The following is an 18,011-nucleotide window of genomic DNA, read 5'->3' as shown; positions in this document are numbered from 1 at the left end:
GATTCTCCTTAGCGGCCGGCGAGGGCGTCGACGATGCGCAGGCGGCGCGCGCGCAGGGCCGGCAGCAGGCCGACCGCGAGGCTCAGCAGCACGATCGCGACGATGCCGGCGATCCAGACCTCGGCGCCGACGATGATCGGCGGCAGGAAGCCGCCGCTGTTGGCGCTGATGCCCTGGCTGAGCAGCGCCGAGATGCCGAGCCCAAGCAGGCCGCCGATCGCGCAGAGCGCCAGCGTCTCGGCCAGCACGAAGCCCAGTACCGCATCGTCGCTGAAGCCCAGCGTCTTCAGCACCGCGTACTGCGGAATGCGCTCGCGCACGCTCTGCGCCATCGTGTTCGCGACCACCAGCAGCAAGGTGAAGAACACCGCGAACAGGATCCAGCGCACCATCATGCCGATGTCGCCGAGCTGCTTCAGGAAGTTCACCATGAAGTCCTTCTCGGCCATCGAGCGGGTCTCGTCCGCGGTGTTCTCGAAGCGCTTGTCGATCGTCATCGCCACCGCCTCGGCCATCGCCGGGTCCTCGACCCGGATCGCGAACATGCCGGCCAGGCCCTTGCCGAACTGCACCGCCTCGTCGAAGTAGCCGTGGTTGATGTAGATGCCGTTGGTCTGCGACTGCCAGCTCTCGTCGACGCCGTCGAAGATGCCGACCACGTCGAATTCCCAGTCCTTGCTGCCGTTCTTCTGCGGGAAGATGTTCGACGCCAGCGGGATGCGGTCGCCGACCTTCCAGCCGTACTTGTCGGCGACCATGCGGCCGACGATCGCGCCGGTGCGGGTGGTCGCGAAGGCGCGCCAGTGTTCCTCCGGCATCACGTATTCCGGATACACCTTGTGCATGCGCTCGGGGTCGACCGCGAAGGTGAAGATCTCGGTGTTGTCGACCTTCGACACGCCGCCGAACCACTGCTGGTACATCGCGGTCTCGACGCCGGGGATCGCGTCGATCTCCGGCACCATGCGCATCGGCAGCGAGTTGGTGAACGACACCCGCGACTGCGTGATGATGCGGGTGGTGCCGACGAAGTCGCCGCTGCCGGTGAACACGACGTGCACCGCCTGCAGCAGGCCGAACAGCACGAAGGCGAAGACGATGCAGCCCATCGTCAGCAGTGTCCGCGTCTTGCGGTGGAAGAGGTTGGCGAGGACCAGTCCGGTACGGGTCATGGGCGTGCCCTCAGTGCGCCGCGACGGCGTCGACGAGCTTGCCCTTGTCCAGGTGCACCGTGCGGCGCGCGAACTCGGCCGCCTTCGGGTCGTGCGTGACCATGATGATGGTCTTGCCGTGTTCGCGGTTCAGCGTCTGCAGCAGGGTCAGGATCTCGTCGGCGGTCTTGCGGTCGAGGTCGCCGGTCGGCTCGTCGCAGACCAGCAGGGTCGGGTCGGTGACCAGGGCGCGGGCGATCGCGACACGCTGCTCCTGGCCGCCGGACAGTTCGCTCGGCCGGTGCCCGGCGCGGTCGCCGAGGCCGACCAGGGTCAGCGCGACCTGCGCCCGCTTCGCGCGCTCGGCGCCGCCCATCTTCGCCAGCAGCAGCGGCAGCTCGACGTTCTTCTGCGCGCTCAGCACCGGCAGCAGGTTGTAGAACTGGAACACGAAGCCGACGTGCTCGGCGCGCCAGCGCGCCAGCTCGCCGCCGGAGAGCTGGTCGATGCGCCGGCCCTCGACGGCGACCGAACCGGCGCTGGGGACGTCGAGGCCACCGATCAGGTTCAGCAGCGTCGTCTTGCCCGAGCCCGAGGGACCCATCAGCGCGACGAAATCGCCCTTCGGGATGTCGAGGTCGATGCCGTGCAGCACTTCGACCGTCTGCTTGCCGCGGGTGTAGGTCTTCTTGAGCTGGCGGATCTGGACGAGGGCGGGTTCGGACATGGTGGGCTCCGGGTGGAGGGGCGCGGGCTAGGGCTGGATGGCGACCTGGGTGCCGTCTTCGAGGTCGGCAGGTGGGGAGAGCACGACGAGTTCGTTGGCGGCGAGGCCGGAGAGGATGCGGCGCTGGCCGTCGCGGCCGTCGCCGGCGTCGACGTTGCGCAGGCGGGCGCGGCCGTCGACGACCACGAACACCGCGCTGCGGCCATCGCGGGTCACCACGGCCTCGGCCGGTACGGTGACGCCCGGCGCGACCGGGGCGCTGCCGGCGGCCGGCGCCTCGCCGAGGAAGGACACGCGCACGCCCATGTCGGGAACGATGCGGGCGTCGCGCTCCAGGAAGGCGATGCGCACCTTCACCGTCGCCTTGCTGCGGTCGGCGGTCGGCACGATCGCGATCACCTCGGCGGGAATGCGCCAGTCCGGATACGCGTTCAGCACCGCCTCGACCTTCTGGCCCGGCTTCACCCGGCCGATGAAGGACTCGTTGACGTCGACCTGGATCTCCAGCGAAGCCATGTCGACGATCGTGCCGATGCCGGTGCGGGTGAAGCCGCCGCCGCCGGACACCGGCGACACGATCTCGCCGGGCTGCGCCGCCTTCACCGTCACCACGCCGGCGAAGGGCGCGCGCACGATCGTGTTGTCGACGCCGAGCTCGGCCATCGCCAGGCCTTCGCCGGCGACGTTCACCGCGCGCCGCGCGGCGTCGAGCTGGGCCGCGGCGATGTCGCGCTCGGCGCGCGACTGGTCGAGCAGGGACGCGGCGATCAGTTGCCGGCCGGCGAGTTCGCCGTTGCGCTGCAGGTTGCGCTCGGCCAGCGCCAGCGCCGCCTCGGCCCGGGCGACCTCACTGCGCGCGGCGGCGAGGCGGGCGGCGGCGAGATTGCGCTCGGCATCGGCATCGGTGGCCTCGAGCCGCGCCAGCACCTCGCCCTCGGCGACCACCTGGCCTTCCTCGATCAGCACTTCGTCGACCTTGCCGGTGATCTTCGCCGACACCGTCGCGATGCGGCGGGCGGTGACGTAGCCGGAGGCGTCGAGCACGGAACTGGCGACCGGGGCGCCGCCGGCGGATTCGACCGTCGCCGCCGTCGCCGTGCGCACCGGCACCGGCTGTGGCCGCAGCAGCCACCAGGCGCCGGCGACGAGCACCACCGCGAGCACCGCCGCGACCAGCGGCCAGCGCCGCGGCCCCGACGGCGGCGGCGTGCGCGCGCTCCGGTCGATGCGCAGTTCGTCGATCAGTGGATTGGACGCCGTCATGCCGCTTCCCGAACTCCGAAAGGCGGCCAGTGTACCCACGGCCTCCCCCGGACCCGGGTGCCGGAATGCACTTTTTCGAGGTGACGGACGTCAGCTCGGGAAGCGCGCCCGCAGCATCGCCCAGGCGGCGCGCAGGCCCTGCGCCTCGCCGCCGGCGGGCTTGCCGGGGCGCTCGCCATCGTTCCAGGCGTAGACGTCCAGGTGCGCCCAGACCTGGTGCTCGGGCACGAAGCGGTCCAGGAACACCGCCGCGGTGATGCTGCCGGCCATGCGCGTCGCGCTGCCGTTGGCGATGTCGGCGATGCCCGACTTCAGATAGCTCACGTACGGCCGCCACAGCGGCATCCGCCACAGCGGATCGCGCGCACGCTCGCCACCGGCGAGGAAGTCGCGCGCCACCGCGTCGTCGTTGGCGTACAGGGCCGGCAGGTCGGGGCCCAGGGCGATGCGGGCGGCGCCGGTCAGCGTCGCGAAGTCGAGCAGCAGCTGCGGCTTCGCCTCGGCCGCGTAGGCGAGCGCGTCGCAGAGCACGAGCCGGCCTTCGGCGTCGGTGTTGTCGACCTCGACGCTGAGGCCCTTGCGGGTCGCCAGCACTTCGCCCGGACGGAAAGCGTTCGGGCCCACCGCGTTCTCGACCGCCGGCACCAGCAGCTGCAGGCGCACCGGCAGCTTCAGCGCCATCACCAGCTTGGCCAGGGCGATCGCGTGCGCGGCGCCGCCCATGTCCTTCTTCATGTTGCGCATGCCGTCGGCCGGCTTCAGGTCGAGGCCGCCGGTGTCGAAGCACACGCCCTTGCCGACGATCGCCAGGCGCGGATGCGCGTCGTCGCCCCAGTTGAGCTCGAGCAGGCGCGGCGCCCGGTGGCTGCAGCGGCCGACCGCGTGGATCGCCGGGAAGTTGCGCTTCAGCAGTTCGTCGCCGGCGATGACCTCGATGCGGCCGCCGTGCTTCTGGGCGATGCCGGCGACCACGGCCTGCAGCTCGTCCGGGCCCATGTGCTCGGTCGGGGTGTTGACCAGGTCGCGCACCAGCACGCTGGCCTTCAGCAGCGCCCAGGCCTCGGAACTCTCGGCGTCGGCGCTCTCGAGCAGCAGCCGCGCCGGCGCCCGCAGCGGCTTCACGTAACGGTCGAAACGGTAGGCGCCGAGGCCCCAGCCGAGCAGCAGCACGCCGTGCTCCGGGCGCAGCGGCGAATCGCCGGCGATGCGCCAGGTGCCGCCGGGCAGCAGCTGCGGCAGGTGGGCGAAGGCCAGCGGGTCGGCCGGGTCGGCGATCGTCGCCAGGGCCCACGGCGCGCCGTCGTCGCCGGGCACCAGCAGCGGTGCGCCCGGGGCGGCGGCGAAACCGGCCGCTTCCAGCCACGCCCGCACCGGCCCCGGCTGCGCGGCCAGCCAGCCGGCGTAGTCGGCGCGCGCGACCAGCCGCAGCGGACGCGCGGCGGAGGACTGGTCGGGGCTGGCGAAGCAGGGCGGCAGGCTCATCGGGACTCCGTGCAGGCGAACCGGCGCCGCGAATGCGGTGCCGTATGGTGATCGAGGATAGCGCGGGGCGGGGGCGCGCGACCCGCGAACTTCGTCGCAGAAGCGTACGCCGGCAATCCCCCGGTTTCCGGTGTGCTCATTCCAGCAGCTTCGCCCAGTGGCCCCAGCCCTCGACGCGGGCGGCGACGATCTTCAGGCAGACCAGCATCGGCACCGCGACCAGCAGCCCGACCACGCCCCACAGCCAGCCCCAGACCAGCAGCCACAGGATGATCGCCAGCGGGTTGATGCGCATCGTCCGGCCCAGCACCAGCGGCGTCAGCAGCTGGCTCTCGAGGCCGTGCAGGATGATGAAGCCGGTGGCCGGCAATGCCGCCGCGCCGAGCGTGTCGAACTCGCTCAGGCCGACCAGGGCGAGCAGGGCCATCATCACCAGCGGGCCGACGAAGGGCGTCAGGTTCAGCAGCGCCGCGAGCACGCCCCACAACAGCGGATCCTCGACCCCGAGCCAGTACAGCCAGGCGGCGGTGGCGACGCCGAGGATGCTGCTGGTGGCGCAGATCGTCAGCATGTAGCGCGACAGGTCGCCCTGGATCTGGTCGACGATCTCCACCGTCAGCTTGCGCTGCCGGCGGGTCGGCCGCAGCGCCAGCAGCTTGTTCAGCAGGTCGTCGCCGAACACCAGGAAGCTGAAGGTCAGCAGCAACACCGCGAAGATCGCGCCGAGCACCTTCGGGGTCGCCGACAGCAGGTCGGCGCGCGGCGGCCGCACGACGATGCGTTCGCCGCTCTCGTCCTCGCCGGTGATCGTGTCGAGGGCGCCACCGGCATCGGTGGCCTCGCGGATCGGCCGGATCATTTCCTGCAGCTTCGGCGCCGCGTCGCGCATCACGAAGCCGGCCTTCTGCGACCACTCGCCGGCCGGGCCGGCGACGAACTTGCCGAGCGCGCCGAGCACGCCGATAAGCAGCGCGACCAGCACGAAGGCGGAAATGCCGCGCGGCAGCCAGCGCAGCGGCATCTTGCGCATCAGCGGCCCGAGCAGCATCGCGAAGAAGGCGGCGAGCAGGATCGGCTGGATCAGGCTGGCCGCGAAATAGCAGGTGTAGAGCACGACGCCGAGCACCAGCACCGACAGCATGCGCGCGTTCGTGCGCATGGCCTGCAGCCGCTGCAGGTGCGAGGACTGCGGGGTGGCGCCCTTCGCGGCGCCGGCGGCGACCGCATCGGCCGCGGCGTCGGTGTTCACCGGCGGCGGCGCGGCGTCGACGGGGGCGGCCGGCGGCGGCGCATTCGCGCCTTCCGGTATCGGCACCGGCACCGGCGACGAGATGCCGGCGCTCACCGGATCCTCCCGCCGGCGTCGGCGGCGACGTCTTCGGCGACGTCTTCGGCGACATCGGCGGCGACGTCCTCGACCGCCGCCGCGGCTTCCTCGCCGGCCGCCTGCGCCGCGGTGAAGCCGGCGAGCAGGCTCGGCAGCAGGCTCTCCATCGCCATGCCGAGGATCGCGCCGAGCGGCCCGCTGCCGGTCTGCTTCGCCCGTGCCGGCATCAGCCCGGCGGCGACGCCCGCGGCGAAACCGCCGGCGACGATCCGCAGCGGTGTCGCCACCCGCCGCAGCTCGGCCTTCGCGCTGCGCACCGCGTCGATCTTCGCGACATGCGCCTGCAGGCAGGCCGCCTCGGCGGCGGCGACGACCAGGGCGCGTTCGCTGACGCTGAGCTTCATTCCTCCTCGGCCTCCTTCGGAACCGCCAGGCCACCGCCCAGCTGGCGGCGGGTGCCTTCGAAGTCGGCGTAGCGGAACAGCGCCCGCGCGCGCAGGAAGGCCAGCACCGCCAGCACCGCGCACAGCGCCAGCGGCACCAGCACCGCCAGCGGCCAGGACAGTCCGGCCCAGTGCAGGCCGACCACCGCGAGCACCGTCAGCAGGCCGAGCACGATCGCCAGCAGCACCATGCCCAGCAGCAGGAAGACCATCGCCTGCACGACCGCGTCGCGGGCGAGCGCCACCTCTTCGACGAACAATCGCTGCAGCGCCTTCAGGTGGCCGGTGTAGGCGGCGACCACGCCCTTCGCCGAAGCGAGCAGGGCCAGCGCGTCGCCGGCGAGCGGGCCGGCGGCGCCGGGCGCAGCGGGATCGGGTTCGGGATCGGGGGCGGCCGGCGAATCCGGCGGCAGCTCGCCGGCGTCCGTGTCCGGGTCGGCGACCATCCGCGCTTACTTGCGGCGGGTCAGCGCGGCGACCAGGTAGCCGGCGGCGAAGGCGACGCCGAACGAGGCCAGTGGGCGGCTGCGGATCAGGTCCTCGGCCTGGCCGAGCATCTCGCGGCCCTGGTCGAGCAGGGCCTGCATCTTCTCGTCGAGTTCGGCCTTGGCCTCGCGGGCCGCGGCGCCGGCGGCGTCGACCGCTTCGCCGACACCGGCCTTCAGCGCGTCCTTCGCCTCGCCGAGGTTCTCGCGGGCGTTGTCGATGTGGCGTGGCACCTGACCGTCGTTCGCATTCATGGCGCAGTCCCCGGAAGCGTGTTGCGGCCACATTACACCGCCGCGTGTGGCGGCGGCGTCGTGATCGCCGGCGCTCAGCGCATGACCAGATAGCCCTGGCGGCGGCCGCGGGCGACGCCCAGCACCAGCTCGTCGTCGCTGCGGTCGACCGCGGCGCGGAAGGCGGTGAGGCTGCCGACCTCGCGGTCGTTGAGGCGGGAGATGAAATCGCCCGGGCGCAGGCCGCTGCGGGCGGCGCGGCTGCCGGCTTCGACCTTGCTGGCGATGACGCCGGCCAGGCCCTGCTGGCGCAGGCGTTCCGGCACCTCGGTCAGGGTCGCGCCGGCGAGGCGCGGGTCGAGGTCGCCACCGTCGATCTCGCGCGGCTGCGCCTTCAGTTCCGCCTGCACGCTGATGCGGCGGCCGCTGCGCAGCAGTTCCAGCGCCACCGGCTGGTCGACCGGCAGCAGGCCCTCGACGTTGCGAAGCGACTGCGCACCGTCGACGCGCTGGCCACCGGCGGACACGATCACGTCGCCCGGGCGCACCCCGGCCGCTTCCGCCGGGGTGCCGCGGTAGACGCGGGCGACCAGGGCGCCGCGGGCGCTGTCGCCGAGTTCGAGCATCTTGCGGGCGTAGGGGGTGATGTCCTCGGCGTCGAGGCCGAGCGAGCCGCGGCGGACCTCGCCATAGGCCATCAGCTGGCGCATCACCTCGTGCGCCAGGTTCGCCGGGATCGCGAAGCCCAGGCCGATGTTGCCGGCGGCGCTGCCGCGCGGATTGAAGCTGGCCGAGTTGATGCCGACCAGCTCGCCGTCGAGGTTGACCAGGGCGCCGCCGGAATTGCCCGGGTTGATCGAGGCGTCGGTCTGGATGAAGTTCTGGAAGCCCATGCCCTGCAGGCCGCTGCGGCCGACGGCGCTGACGATGCCGCTGGTCACCGTCTGGCCGAGGCCGAACGGATTGCCGACCGCGACCACGAAGTCGCCGACCCGCAGCTTCGAGGAATCGGCCAGCGGCAGCGCCACCAGTTCCTCGGCCGGGATGCGGATCACCGCGATGTCGGTGTCCTCGTCGGCGCCGACCAGCTCCGCCTCGAAGGTGCGGCCGTCGTGCAGCTGCACCGAGACGCCGTCGGCATTGGCGATGACGTGGAAGTTGGTGACGACCAGTCCGCGCTCGGCGTCGACCACGACGCCCGAGCCCAGCGACTGCTGGATGCGCTGCTGCGGCATCGCCCCGGGGCCGCCGAAGAATTCGGCCAGCGGATTGCGCACGCGCACGACCTGGCGCGAGTAGACGTTGACCACCGCCGGGGTGACCCGCTCGATCATCGGCGCCAGCGAGGGCAGCGGCTGGCCGCCGACCTCGGCCGGCAGCGCCGCGTGGGCCGGGCGGGGCAGGGCCAGTTCGGCGACAGTGCCGACGGCGCTGCGGGCCAGCGACGGCGTGTCCGGGGTGGCGGCGACGGCCGGATCCGCGCTGGCGGCCGGGTCGGCGGGCACGCTGAGCCAGCGGCTGAGTCCGGCCCCGGCGAGGGCGGCGAGCAGCAGGCAGGTGACGGCGGGGAGGGCGCGCATGGGGGCTCCTGAATCAGAAACTGGGGTCAGAGTACTTTCCCCGGAAATGTACTCCGACCCCGGTTTTGCAAGCCCGGTCCGGAAGCCGTGGAACCCCCGCCAGGCAAGCTCAGGCGCCTTCCGCAAAGCCCGTGGAACATGCTGAAAAACGGGCATTTTTCACCCGGGCCGGAAAGCTTTTCCGGCGGTTGACAGCCCCGGGGGGCAGGGGTAGCTTTGCGGTCCGCGCCACAACATCTTGTGTGGTCGTCGGGGAGGGGCCCCAAGCTTTGGGGTCTGGTCAGAAGATCGAAGAGCGCCCCGGCAGTGGGCGTCGCGGAGGAAAACACCGAAATGAGCACCGTTCGCCTGGAGGCGGTTCGCGAGGAGGCAGCGCTCGGGATCGGCATGCAGCCGGCCTCGTGGGACATCTGGGACAAGAAGTACCGCCTCAAGACCAAGAAGGGCGAACCGGTCGACCTGACCATCGACCACACCTGGCAGCGCGTCGCCCAGGCCCTGGCCGACTCCGAGGCCAGCCCGGAGAAGCGCAAGTACTGGTACGAGCGCTTCCTGTGGGCGCTGCGCCGCGGCGCGATCCCGGCCGGCCGCATCACCTCGAACGCCGGCGCCCTCGAGCACAAGCCGGCCACCAGCACGATCAACTGCACCGTGTCGGGGATCATCACCGACTCGATGGACGACATCCTGGCCAAGGTCCACGAGGCCGGCCTGACCCTGAAGGCCGGCTGCGGCATCGGCTACGAGTTCAGCACCCTGCGCCCGCGCGGCGCCTACGTGTCGGGCGCCGGCGCCTACACGTCCGGGCCGCTGAGCTTCATGGATATCTACGACAAGATGTGCTTCACCGTCTCGTCGGCCGGCGGCCGCCGCGGCGCCCAGATGGGCACCTTCGACGTCAGCCACCCGGACGTGAAGGAGTTCATCGGCGCCAAGCGCGAGGACGGCCGCCTGCGCCAGTTCAACCTGTCGCTGCTGGTCACCGACGACTTCATCCAGGCCGTCAAGGCCGACGCCGACTGGCCGCTGGTGTTCCCGGTGAACATCAAGGAAGCCGACGACGTCGACACCAGCGATCCGAAGCAGGTGGTCTGGCGCGACTGGCCGCATTCGGAGAACTACGTCCGCCGCGACGACGGCCTGGTGGCCTGCAAGATCTACGGCCACATCAAGGCGCGCCAGCTGTGGAACCGGATCATGGCGTCGACCTACGACTACGCCGAGCCGGGCTTCATCCTGATCGACCGCGTCAACGAGATGAACAACAACTGGTGGTGCGAGAACATCCGCGCCACCAACCCCTGTGGCGAACAGCCGCTGCCGCCCTACGGCGCCTGCCTGCTGGGCTCGGTGAACCTGACGATGTTCGTCCGCGACCCGTTCACCGACAAGGCGCGCTTCGACTGGGAGGAATACAAGGAGGTCGTGCGCGTGTTCACGCGCATGCTCGACAACGTCGTCGACGTCAACGGCCTGCCGCTGCCGCAGCAGCGCGAGGAGATCCTGCGCAAGCGCCGCCACGGCATGGGCTTCCTCGGCCTCGGCAGCACGCTGACGATGCTGCGCATGAAGTACGGCGAGGGCGAGTCGATCGCGTTCACCGAGCAGGTCAGCCGCGAGATGGCGCTGGCCGGCTGGGAAGTCGCGCTGAGCCTGGCGAAGGAGAAGGGCCCGGCGCCGATCATGGACGAGGAGTTCGCGGTCACCGCCGAGATGCTGCGCAAGCGCCCGGAGATGAAGAAGGACGGCTGGAAGGTCGGCCAGAAGATCAAGGGCCGGCAGCTGCATGCGCTGTACTCGCGCTACATGCAGCGGGTGGCGACGGTGGCGCCGGAGCTGGTGAAGGACCTCGCCGAGCACGGCGCCCGCTTCACCCACCACAGCTCGATCGCCCCGACCGGCACGATCTCGCTGTCGCTGGCCAACAACGCCAGCAACGGCATCGAGCCGAGCTTCGCCCACCACTACAGCCGCAACGTGATCCGCGAAGGCCGCAAGACCAAGGAGAAGGTCGAGGTCTTCAGCTTCGAGCTGCTGGCCTACCGCACGCTGGTCAACGCCGACGCGATGCCGTTCTCGGACGACCCGAAGACGAAGCTGCCGGAGTACTTCATCGCCGCCGACGACATCACCCCGAAGGCGCACGTCGACATCCAGGCCGCCAGCCAGCGCTGGGTCGACAGCTCGATCAGCAAGACCGCGAACGTCCCGACCGACTACCCCTACGAGGACTTCAAGGACATCTACCTCTACGCGCACGAGAAGGGCCTGAAGGGCTGCACCACCTTCCGCTTCAACCCGGCCGCCTTCCAGGGCGTGCTGGTGAAGGAAGCGGACCTGGAGAACACCACCTACCGCTTCGAGCTCGAGGACGGCACGGTGGTCGAGGCCCGCGGCAACGAGGAGATCGAGTACGACGGCGAGATGCACAGCGCCGCCAACCTCTTCGATGCCCTGAAGGAAGGGTATTACGGCAAGTTCTGATCTGCACTCGTCCGGACGGACGCCGGGCGGGAAGGCTTCACGCGCAGGCCGCGACGGATCGCGCTAGTTTTCCAGCCCGGCGGAATCGATTCCGTCGAACATCCAGACGAGGAGAGTGGCAATGAGCAATGGCAACGGCGTGACCGCGGCGATTTCCAGCGCCGCCGAAACGGTCACGGAGAAGGCGAGCGAGCTGGGCGCGGCGATTTCCAACAGCGCCCCGGCCAAGGCGGTCCGCAAGGCCGCCACCCGCGCCCGCAAGACCGTCGCGGAAGCGGCGGCCACCGTCGGTGAGAAGGTGGGCCTGGGCAAGCCGGCGAAGAAGGCTTCCCGCAGGCCGGCGGCGAAGAAGGCCGCCTCGAAGAAGGCGACGAAGAAGGCGACGAAGAAGTCCGCCACCCGCAAGGCCGCCGGCCGCAAGGCCGCGACCACCACCCGCACGGTGAAGAAGGCCGCGAAGAAGGCCAGCCGCACCGTGAAGAAGGCGGCGAAGAAGGCGACGCGTTCGGTCGCGGCCCGCAAGGGCGCGGCGAAGAAGGCGACGCGCAAGACCGCGGCGAAGAAGTCCAGCGCCGCGCGCAAGGCCCCCGCCCGCAAGGCGGCGGCGAAGAAGGCGCCGGCCCGCAAGGCCGCGCCGCGCAAGGCCGCGAAAAAGACGGCCCGCTGAGCAGCACCCGGTTGTCGAAGTAAACGGTCCCCGCCGTGACCCGGCGGGGACTTTCATCCCCCAGGAACAGAATCAATGGCCATCAGGATCACCAAGAAGATCAAGGGTTACAGCGTCGCCAAGCCGGAGGACGCCGCGCGCGAAGCCGCCGCCGCCAGGCCGGCCGCCGCCGTGCCCGCCGCCGAGCCGGAATCGAACATCGTGCACATGCACGAGAAGCTCGAGCGCCCCGACGTCCTGATCGGCTCGACCTACAAGATCAAGTCGCCGCTGGTCGAGCACGCGATGTACGTGACCATCAACGACATCGTGCTCAACCAGGGCAGCGAACACGAGCTGCGCCGCCCCTTCGAGGTCTTCATCAACTCGAAGAACATGGACCACTTCCAGTGGATCGTCGCGCTGACCCGCATCATGAGCGCGGTGTTCCGCAAGGGCGGCGACGTCACCTTCCTGGTCGACGAGATGAAGGCCGTCTTCGACCCGCGCGGCGGCTACTTCAAGCAGGGCGGCGTCTACATGCCCTCGATCGTCGCCGAGATCGGCTCGGTGGTCGAAGAACACCTGAAGTCCATCGGCATGATCCACGACCCCGAGATGGACGCCGCCCAGCGCGCCCTGATCGCCGAGAAGCGCGCCGCCTACGAGAAGCGCACCGCCGCGCCCGCCGCCCCGGCCGCGCCCGGCGCCGACGAATCCGTGCAGGTCACCGGCGAAGGCGCCACCTTCCCGCCGTCCGCGACGATGTGCTTCAAGTGCAGCACGAAGGCGACGGTGATCATGGATGGGTGTGCGACGTGCTTGAACTGCGGTTATTCGAAGTGCGGTTAGCCGATAGTTGAGGCCAATATGTCACGCTGGACGAGCAGGTTTGAGTCTCACGGATTTCAGCAAGCATGGGCAGACACAAAATCAAAAATCGAAGCCATTGAGGTCCGCGACAAGAGCGTTGTCACCGACATAGAAGAGCTAGGTCGACTTCGGAAGGTGGTGGCCTTCATCGACGGTCTGATGAAATCCATTGACCCAGAACTCGTCCCAGGTTCGGTCTGGGACAGTTTTGATGAGCAATGTCGCCAACTGAAATCGAACATTGAGGCGTACGTTTCGACGCTCGATATTGGCTATCTCAGAAATGCGAACGGGCATGCGGACAATTTGCTGACGTACGTACGGCCATACATGGTCGCGGGTGGTCGTACCTCTAAGGCGCTTCGAGATGCGGCCGTTTCTTATTCGACGACGATGTCGGCACATCTTGAAACATTCAAGAAACTTGCGCGTGAGGCTTTGGAAGAGATTCGGAAGATTAGCGGCGATGCCAGCGCGGCATCGCAAGTGACCGCTAAGGTGGCAGCCGAGGTCAAGAGTCTTCAAGTTGAGCTTTTCGGCGAAGATGATGCTTCTGGAGTCCGTGAGCAGATTCTCTCTGCCCAAGAATTGGCCAAAAAAAGCGCAGACGAGCTTTCCTCATTGCATTCGAAATTTCTCGTCGGTAGCGACGGAAAACCGGCGCTAAAGACCTCAATTGTCGAGGCCTACGAAGCTGCGAAGAAGGATCGACAAAGGCTTTCAGAGTTGTTGTCGAAGGCTGAGTCATCTCTAGAGAGGCTTGGCAACTTTCATCACGAAGTGTTCGGCGAGCCTGACGAAGAGGGCACCTATACCGGTGGATTGGCGAAAGAGATCCAGGTGCAGCGGGCGAACCTTGTCCAGCTTCAGGCCGATCATGCGGAGAAGTACCTGGCACTCACTGACGAGATCAATTCTCTCCTTCCGGGTGCGACGAGCGCAGGGTTGGCTTCTTCGTACAGGCAGATAAAAGATTCGTTCAATCGCCAAATTCGATTTGCAGGGGCGGCTTTCTATGTTTCTGTGGGTCTGCTTGCAGCAATGTCATTGCTGACGGTGTTTGATTGGACTGAAGGCTGGTTTGTATTGCGAGCGGCGGGGGACTGGAAGCAAGTCCTGAACGGGCTGGCCCAGAAACTTCCCTTCTATGGAGCGATCGTCTGGCTTGCTTACTATGTTTCCAAGCGGCGCAGCGAGTACCAGAGATTGCAGCAGGAATACGCCCACAAAGAGGCGGTTGCCAGTTCGTATGAAAACTTCCGCAAGCAAGCGGAGGCGATCGGGGGGAAAGATAGTGCGTTGCTCACGGCACTCCTCGCGAAGGCAATCGAAGCTATGGCGCACAATGCATCGCAAACTCTGGATGGTGCGCATGGAGACAAGATGCCTAGCCTAGATGTTGTCGAGAAGGCGGTAGATAGATTAGCCAGCGTCGGGGAGCGGCTCCGAGGTTTGCGGCCCGCGTAGGTTCGAGACCATCCGGCGCTGGCTGGGCTGGTCCGCGAGAAGGACAGCACTGACGAGGAAGCCGGCTTAGGGACTCACCGATGGCGTCGGCCGCCGCGCGCGTGACGATTAGCGCGCACAATTGCGCCGGTCACCAGCCACCCGGCCATCACCCCCGCAACATGCCCGAGCTTCGGGTAGCCGACATGCACGATGTCGATCGCGAACGCCAGCGCGATCGCGAAGGCGACCGCGCCCAGCAGGAAGCGCGAGCGGTCGATGCCGGCGAACGCCAGCCACAGCCCGGCGCCGGCGATCGCCATCACCGCCTGCGAGGCGCCGGTGCCGAGATTCCACGGTGCCGGTACGGTCAGGGTGCTGAGGAGCATCGCGATGGCGCCACCGACCAGCCAGATCGCGAACAGGCGCGGGCCGCCGAGGTGCCGCTCGACGGCGGCGCCGACCAGGCCCAGGCAGAACACGTCGCCGAGCATGTGCGGCTGCTTCACGTGCACGAGCTGCGCGGTGACCAGGCGCCAGAGTTCGAGTTCGCGCAGCTGGTGGAAACGCAGGCCCCAGGGCTCGAGGTCGACGACGCGCACGCGGCCGAACCAGGCGCCGCTGACGTGGATGGCAACCCAGACACTCATCACGGCCGTAGCTGCGCAGAGCAGCAGCGTGCACCACGGCAGGTGACGTCGTGGCGCGACGACTTCGGCGGCTGGGGTCGGGGATGGCATGCGCGGAGCATCACGCGCCGATCTGGCGATTCGCGGGCAAACAGGAATCGTCGTCACGCGCGCGGGGACTTCCGGCACGTTCCCCTCCGTGGCTCGAGGCCTAGCGTCCCGGCACCACCCGTCCACGAGGTGCCGCCATGGCCACACTTTCCCGCCGTCACTTCCTGCAACTCGCCACCGCCCTCGGCGCGACGCTCGCCTGGGGCTGCGCCTCGGTCGGCCCCTCGAAGTCCGGCTGGCGCGAACGCCGCGATCTCTATCCGCAGGGCGTCGCCTCGGGCGACCCGGACGCCGGCAGCGTGCTGCTGTGGACGCGCCGCCCCTACGACGACGGCCGCGCGCGTGCGACGCTGGTGGTCGAGGTCGCCGAGGATCCGGGCTTCGAACGCGTGATCGCCACCACCGCCGCGCCGGTGTCGGCGGCGTCGGACTGGACCTGCCGCGTGCTCGTCGGCGACCTGAAGCCGGCGCGCGAGTACTGGTACCGCTTCGTCGACGAGGAAGGCCACGGCAGCCGCATCGGCCGCACGCTCACCGCGCCGGCGGCCGACGATCCGCGGCCGGCGCGCTTCGCCTTCGTCAGCTGCCAGAGCCTGCCGGAGGGTGCGTTCAATGCGTACCGGCGGATGATCTTCGAGGACGAGCGCGCGCCGCCGGACGCGCGTCTCGGGTTCGTGCTGCACCTGGGCGATTTCATCTACGAGGTCGTGCAGTACCCCGACCAGGTCGCGGCGAACGGCAAGCGCTACGACCGCACGATCACGTTCCCGGTCACCTTCCCGGACGGGCAGAAGGTCGCCGGCGGCCGCTTCATGGCGCCGGCCTCGCTGGCCGATTACCGCGCGCTCTACCACGCCTACCTGAGGGATCCGGACCTGCAGGACGCGCGTGCGCGCTGGCCGTTCGTGCCGATCTGGGACAACCACGAATTCTCGTGGCAGGGCTGGCAGTCGATCGCCGGCTTCGGCGAGGGGCCGGTGCCGGGGCAGCGGCTGAAGGTCTGGGCCAACCAGGCCTGGTTCGAGTTCCAGCCGGCGCGGGTGCTGCCGGCGGGGACGTCGCTGGAGGCGTTCCCGGCGCCCGAGGTCGAGGACGTCGAGGTCACGGAATTCGACGATACCGGCCTGGGCCTGGAGCCGAACAACCTCGCCGCGATCGACAGCCTGATCGCCTATCGCGCGCTGCGCTGGGGCCGGCACATCGACCTGCTGATCACCGACCAGCGCAGCTTCCGGTCGCCGGATCCGTCCAACCGGCCGGAGCTCGCGCCGCTGTTCGAGGGCGACACGCTGCCGTTCTACCCCGAGGAGATCGCCCGCCAGCTCGACGGCGGCCGCGACACCGCCGGCGGCCCGGCACCGGTGCTGCGCTACCGCGGCCGCGAGATCCCGAACTTCCGCGCGAACGAGCCGGCGCAGTCGATGCTCGGCGCGAAGCAGAAGGCCTGGTTCCTCGAACGCCTGCGCGGCGCCAGCGCGACCTGGAAGATCTGGGGCAGCTCGCTCGGCACCACCGACTGGCGCATCGATCCGCGGCACCTGCCGAAAGAAGTCGCCGAATGGCGGGCCGAGGACGGCTACGCGATCCTCGCCGGCGGCGACTGGGGCGGCTGCTACGTCGAGCGCGCGCAGATCTTCGACACCGTGCGCGACGCCGGCATCACCGGTTTCGCCGCGGTCGCCGGCGACCGCCATGCGTTCTGGGCCGGTTACGCGGCGAAGGACCTGCCGCCGCGCGCGTTCGAGCCGGTCGGCGTGAGTTTCGTCGGCGGCTCGATCACCTCGCCGGGCATGGGCGAGGCCTGGGAATTCGGCCGCCGCGACAATCCGCTGCGGCCGCTGTTCATCGCCGACCGCGAGACCGGGCCCGAGCCTGTGATGAACCTGATGATCAACCACGGCGTGCGGGCGGCGCTCGAGTACACACGCACTGGCGATCTCGCCGCCGCGCATGCCGTGAGCAATCCCGACAACGCCCCGCACCTGAGCTTCGTCGACATGGCCGGCCACGGCTACGCCACCGTGCGCGTCGACGGCGAGCGCATGCGCACCGACTTCGTGTGCATCCCGCGGCCGCTGACGCGCGCCGGGACCGCCGACGGCGGCCCGCTGCGCTATCGCGTGCGCCACGAGGTGGCGCTGTGGCGGGCGGGGGAGCGGCCGGAGCTGCACACCACGGTGCTCGAGGGCGACCCCGGGCTGGCGATCTGACCGAAAACGGTGTCAGAGACAGTTATCGCGATAACCGTCTCTGACACCGTTTAGCAGAAGTGGTCGAGTTGCGGCGGGCGGGGCAGGGGCACCGCGCGCGCCGTCTACACTCGGGGCTCAATCCCGGTCGCGAGTCCCATCGATGTCGATCTCCTTCCGCGCCCTGCGGGCGCCCGCCGCTGCAGCCCTGCTGTTCTTCGCCGCGCTGCCCGCCATCGGCGCCGACACCGTCGACCGTTCCTACACCGTGCGCCTGTCGCTGGACGCCACCGGCGCGATCACCGACGCGCAGCTGCAGGGCGAGGTGCCGGCCGCGCTGCACGAGAGCGTGCTCGCCGCGGCGAAGCGCGCCGAGTTCGCGCCCGCCCGCCGCGGTGGCGAGGCGCGGCCGAGCCGGACCTCGGTGAACGTCGGCGTGCGCCTGCAGCCGCAGGGCGACGGTTACCGCGCCGAAATCGTCGGCGTGAACCAGGGCGGCGGCTGGCAGCTCCGCGAGCAGGGCCGCCCGCGTTTCCCGCAGCGGGCGGCGTCGGCGGGTTACAGCGCCCGCGTCGTCGTGCACGCGTTCTTCGACGCCGACGGCCGGCTCGACCGCACGCGGTCGCGCGCGCGCTCGGTGCAGGTGATGGACCGCGGCGGCACCGTCGTCACCCACGGCGACGCCACGCCGGCGCGCTTCGCCGCCGACTTCCGCGTCGCCACCGAGGCGGCGATCCGCGGCTGGCAGCTGACGCCCGACGAGGTCGACGGCCAGCCGATGGCCTCCGAAGTCCTGGTGCCTGTGACCTTCTGCGCGCCTGCGGCCGGCGCCTGCGATTCCCGCTTCCCCATCGACGACGCCCGCCCCGACGCCCCCGCGAAGGCCAGCGACAGCGACGTCGACCTGCCCGAGCTGCGCGAACCCCAGGAGTGATGCGATG

The 18,011-nt window shown here is 69.7% G+C and carries 16 protein-coding genes; 6 read left to right on the top strand and 10 right to left on the bottom strand.

Annotation, left to right across the window (positions count from 1 at the left end):
* Window positions 1-8: 8 nt before the first annotated feature.
* The 9 genes from K311_RS0109195 to K311_RS0109155 all read right to left on the bottom strand — a co-directional run bounded on the left by K311_RS0109195 (window position 9) and on the right by K311_RS0109155 (window position 8,692).
* Complete coding sequence (locus K311_RS0109195; protein WP_026817062.1) at window positions 9-1,172, bottom strand: ABC transporter permease; 1,164 nt, start codon at window positions 1,170-1,172, stop codon at window positions 9-11.
* Between the two features lie 10 nt (window positions 1,173-1,182).
* On the bottom strand, window positions 1,183-1,878 hold the full coding sequence (locus K311_RS0109190) for an ABC transporter ATP-binding protein (RefSeq protein ID WP_026817061.1): 696 nt from the start codon (window positions 1,876-1,878) through the stop codon (window positions 1,183-1,185).
* 27 nt (window positions 1,879-1,905) lie between these two features.
* Window positions 1,906-3,141: an efflux RND transporter periplasmic adaptor subunit gene (locus K311_RS0109185; RefSeq protein ID WP_026817060.1), complete on the bottom strand. Its 1,236-nt coding sequence runs from the start codon at window positions 3,139-3,141 to the stop codon at window positions 1,906-1,908.
* A gap of 90 nt (window positions 3,142-3,231) precedes the next feature.
* Window positions 3,232-4,623, bottom strand: a complete 1,392-nt coding sequence (locus K311_RS0109180; RefSeq protein WP_026817059.1) for a leucyl aminopeptidase family protein — start codon at window positions 4,621-4,623, stop codon at window positions 3,232-3,234.
* A gap of 136 nt (window positions 4,624-4,759) precedes the next feature.
* Entirely contained in the window at window positions 4,760-5,968 is a 1,209-nt protein-coding gene (locus K311_RS0109175) for an AI-2E family transporter (RefSeq protein WP_051239827.1), read from the bottom strand.
* On the bottom strand, window positions 5,965-6,354 hold the full coding sequence (locus tag K311_RS0109170) for a hypothetical protein (RefSeq protein ID WP_026817057.1): 390 nt from the start codon (window positions 6,352-6,354) through the stop codon (window positions 5,965-5,967). Before K311_RS0109170 ends, K311_RS0109175 begins: the two co-directional genes overlap by 4 nt.
* Window positions 6,351-6,839: a hypothetical protein gene (locus K311_RS0109165; RefSeq protein ID WP_026817056.1), complete on the bottom strand. Its 489-nt coding sequence runs from the start codon at window positions 6,837-6,839 to the stop codon at window positions 6,351-6,353. The genes K311_RS0109170 and K311_RS0109165 overlap by 4 nt, the downstream gene beginning before the upstream one ends.
* A 6-nt stretch (window positions 6,840-6,845) precedes the next feature.
* Window positions 6,846-7,133: a hypothetical protein gene (locus tag K311_RS0109160; RefSeq protein ID WP_051239824.1), complete on the bottom strand. Its 288-nt coding sequence runs from the start codon at window positions 7,131-7,133 to the stop codon at window positions 6,846-6,848.
* A gap of 74 nt (window positions 7,134-7,207) precedes the next feature.
* Window positions 7,208-8,692, bottom strand: a complete 1,485-nt coding sequence (locus K311_RS0109155; RefSeq protein ID WP_026817054.1) for a Do family serine endopeptidase — start codon at window positions 8,690-8,692, stop codon at window positions 7,208-7,210.
* 333 nt (window positions 8,693-9,025) lie between these two features.
* On the opposite strand from K311_RS0109155, the gene K311_RS0109150 reads away from it, so the two are divergent.
* The 4 genes from K311_RS0109150 to K311_RS18400 all read left to right on the top strand — a co-directional run bounded on the left by K311_RS0109150 (window position 9,026) and on the right by K311_RS18400 (window position 14,162).
* The gene (locus K311_RS0109150) at window positions 9,026-11,176 is read left to right on the top strand and encodes an adenosylcobalamin-dependent ribonucleoside-diphosphate reductase (protein ID WP_026817053.1); all 2,151 of its coding nucleotides are present in this window, start codon (window positions 9,026-9,028) and stop codon (window positions 11,174-11,176) included.
* 121 nt (window positions 11,177-11,297) lie between these two features.
* Complete coding sequence (locus K311_RS16260) at window positions 11,298-11,843, top strand: histidine biosynthesis protein HisIE (protein WP_154659505.1); 546 nt, start codon at window positions 11,298-11,300, stop codon at window positions 11,841-11,843.
* A gap of 75 nt (window positions 11,844-11,918) precedes the next feature.
* Window positions 11,919-12,674: a TSCPD domain-containing protein gene (locus tag K311_RS0109140; RefSeq protein ID WP_026817052.1), complete on the top strand. Its 756-nt coding sequence runs from the start codon at window positions 11,919-11,921 to the stop codon at window positions 12,672-12,674.
* An 18-nt stretch (window positions 12,675-12,692) separates the two neighbouring features.
* Window positions 12,693-14,162, top strand: coding sequence for a hypothetical protein (locus K311_RS18400; RefSeq protein WP_154659504.1), 1,470 nt, complete (start codon window positions 12,693-12,695; stop codon window positions 14,160-14,162).
* A gap of 74 nt (window positions 14,163-14,236) precedes the next feature.
* On the opposite strand, the gene K311_RS16255 is transcribed toward K311_RS18400, so the two are convergent.
* Window positions 14,237-14,881 (bottom strand): rhomboid family intramembrane serine protease, encoded by a 645-nt coding sequence (locus tag K311_RS16255; protein WP_081683373.1) that lies wholly within the window; start codon window positions 14,879-14,881, stop codon window positions 14,237-14,239.
* Between the two features lie 137 nt (window positions 14,882-15,018).
* Here K311_RS16255 and K311_RS0109125 point away from each other — a divergent pair, with 137 nt between their 5' ends.
* Together K311_RS0109125 and K311_RS0109120 are read left to right on the top strand one after the other, a co-directional pair.
* Complete coding sequence (locus K311_RS0109125) at window positions 15,019-17,091, top strand: alkaline phosphatase D family protein (protein WP_026817051.1); 2,073 nt, start codon at window positions 15,019-15,021, stop codon at window positions 17,089-17,091.
* 142 nt (window positions 17,092-17,233) lie between these two features.
* Complete coding sequence (locus tag K311_RS0109120; protein WP_026817050.1) at window positions 17,234-18,004, top strand: energy transducer TonB; 771 nt, start codon at window positions 17,234-17,236, stop codon at window positions 18,002-18,004.
* Window positions 18,005-18,011 lie beyond the last annotated feature (7 nt).

The organism is Arenimonas composti TR7-09 = DSM 18010 (assembly GCF_000426365.1).
GTDB lineage: Bacteria > Pseudomonadota > Gammaproteobacteria > Xanthomonadales > Xanthomonadaceae > Arenimonas > Arenimonas composti.
This window is presented reverse-complemented; position numbering and strand designations above follow the sequence as displayed.

Coding starts and splice junctions, on each gene's coding strand:
- K311_RS0109160 (WP_051239824.1), bottom strand. CDS start 7,133: ATGAATGCGAACGACGGTCAGGTGCCACGCCACATCGACAACGCCCGC.
- K311_RS0109190 (WP_026817061.1), bottom strand. CDS start 1,878: ATGTCCGAACCCGCCCTCGTCCAGATCCGCCAGCTCAAGAAGACCTAC.
- K311_RS0109180 (WP_026817059.1), bottom strand. CDS start 4,623: ATGAGCCTGCCGCCCTGCTTCGCCAGCCCCGACCAGTCCTCCGCCGCG.
- K311_RS16260 (WP_154659505.1), top strand. CDS start 11,298: ATGAGCAATGGCAACGGCGTGACCGCGGCGATTTCCAGCGCCGCCGAA.
- K311_RS0109120 (WP_026817050.1), top strand. CDS start 17,234: ATGTCGATCTCCTTCCGCGCCCTGCGGGCGCCCGCCGCTGCAGCCCTG.
- K311_RS16255 (WP_081683373.1), bottom strand. CDS start 14,881: ATGCCATCCCCGACCCCAGCCGCCGAAGTCGTCGCGCCACGACGTCAC.
- K311_RS18400 (WP_154659504.1), top strand. CDS start 12,693: ATGTCACGCTGGACGAGCAGGTTTGAGTCTCACGGATTTCAGCAAGCA.
- K311_RS0109150 (WP_026817053.1), top strand. CDS start 9,026: ATGAGCACCGTTCGCCTGGAGGCGGTTCGCGAGGAGGCAGCGCTCGGG.
- K311_RS0109185 (WP_026817060.1), bottom strand. CDS start 3,141: ATGACGGCGTCCAATCCACTGATCGACGAACTGCGCATCGACCGGAGC.
- K311_RS0109195 (WP_026817062.1), bottom strand. CDS start 1,172: ATGACCCGTACCGGACTGGTCCTCGCCAACCTCTTCCACCGCAAGACG.
- K311_RS0109155 (WP_026817054.1), bottom strand. CDS start 8,692: ATGCGCGCCCTCCCCGCCGTCACCTGCCTGCTGCTCGCCGCCCTCGCC.
- K311_RS0109170 (WP_026817057.1), bottom strand. CDS start 6,354: ATGAAGCTCAGCGTCAGCGAACGCGCCCTGGTCGTCGCCGCCGCCGAG.
- K311_RS0109140 (WP_026817052.1), top strand. CDS start 11,919: ATGGCCATCAGGATCACCAAGAAGATCAAGGGTTACAGCGTCGCCAAG.
- K311_RS0109165 (WP_026817056.1), bottom strand. CDS start 6,839: ATGGTCGCCGACCCGGACACGGACGCCGGCGAGCTGCCGCCGGATTCG.
- K311_RS0109125 (WP_026817051.1), top strand. CDS start 15,019: ATGGCCACACTTTCCCGCCGTCACTTCCTGCAACTCGCCACCGCCCTC.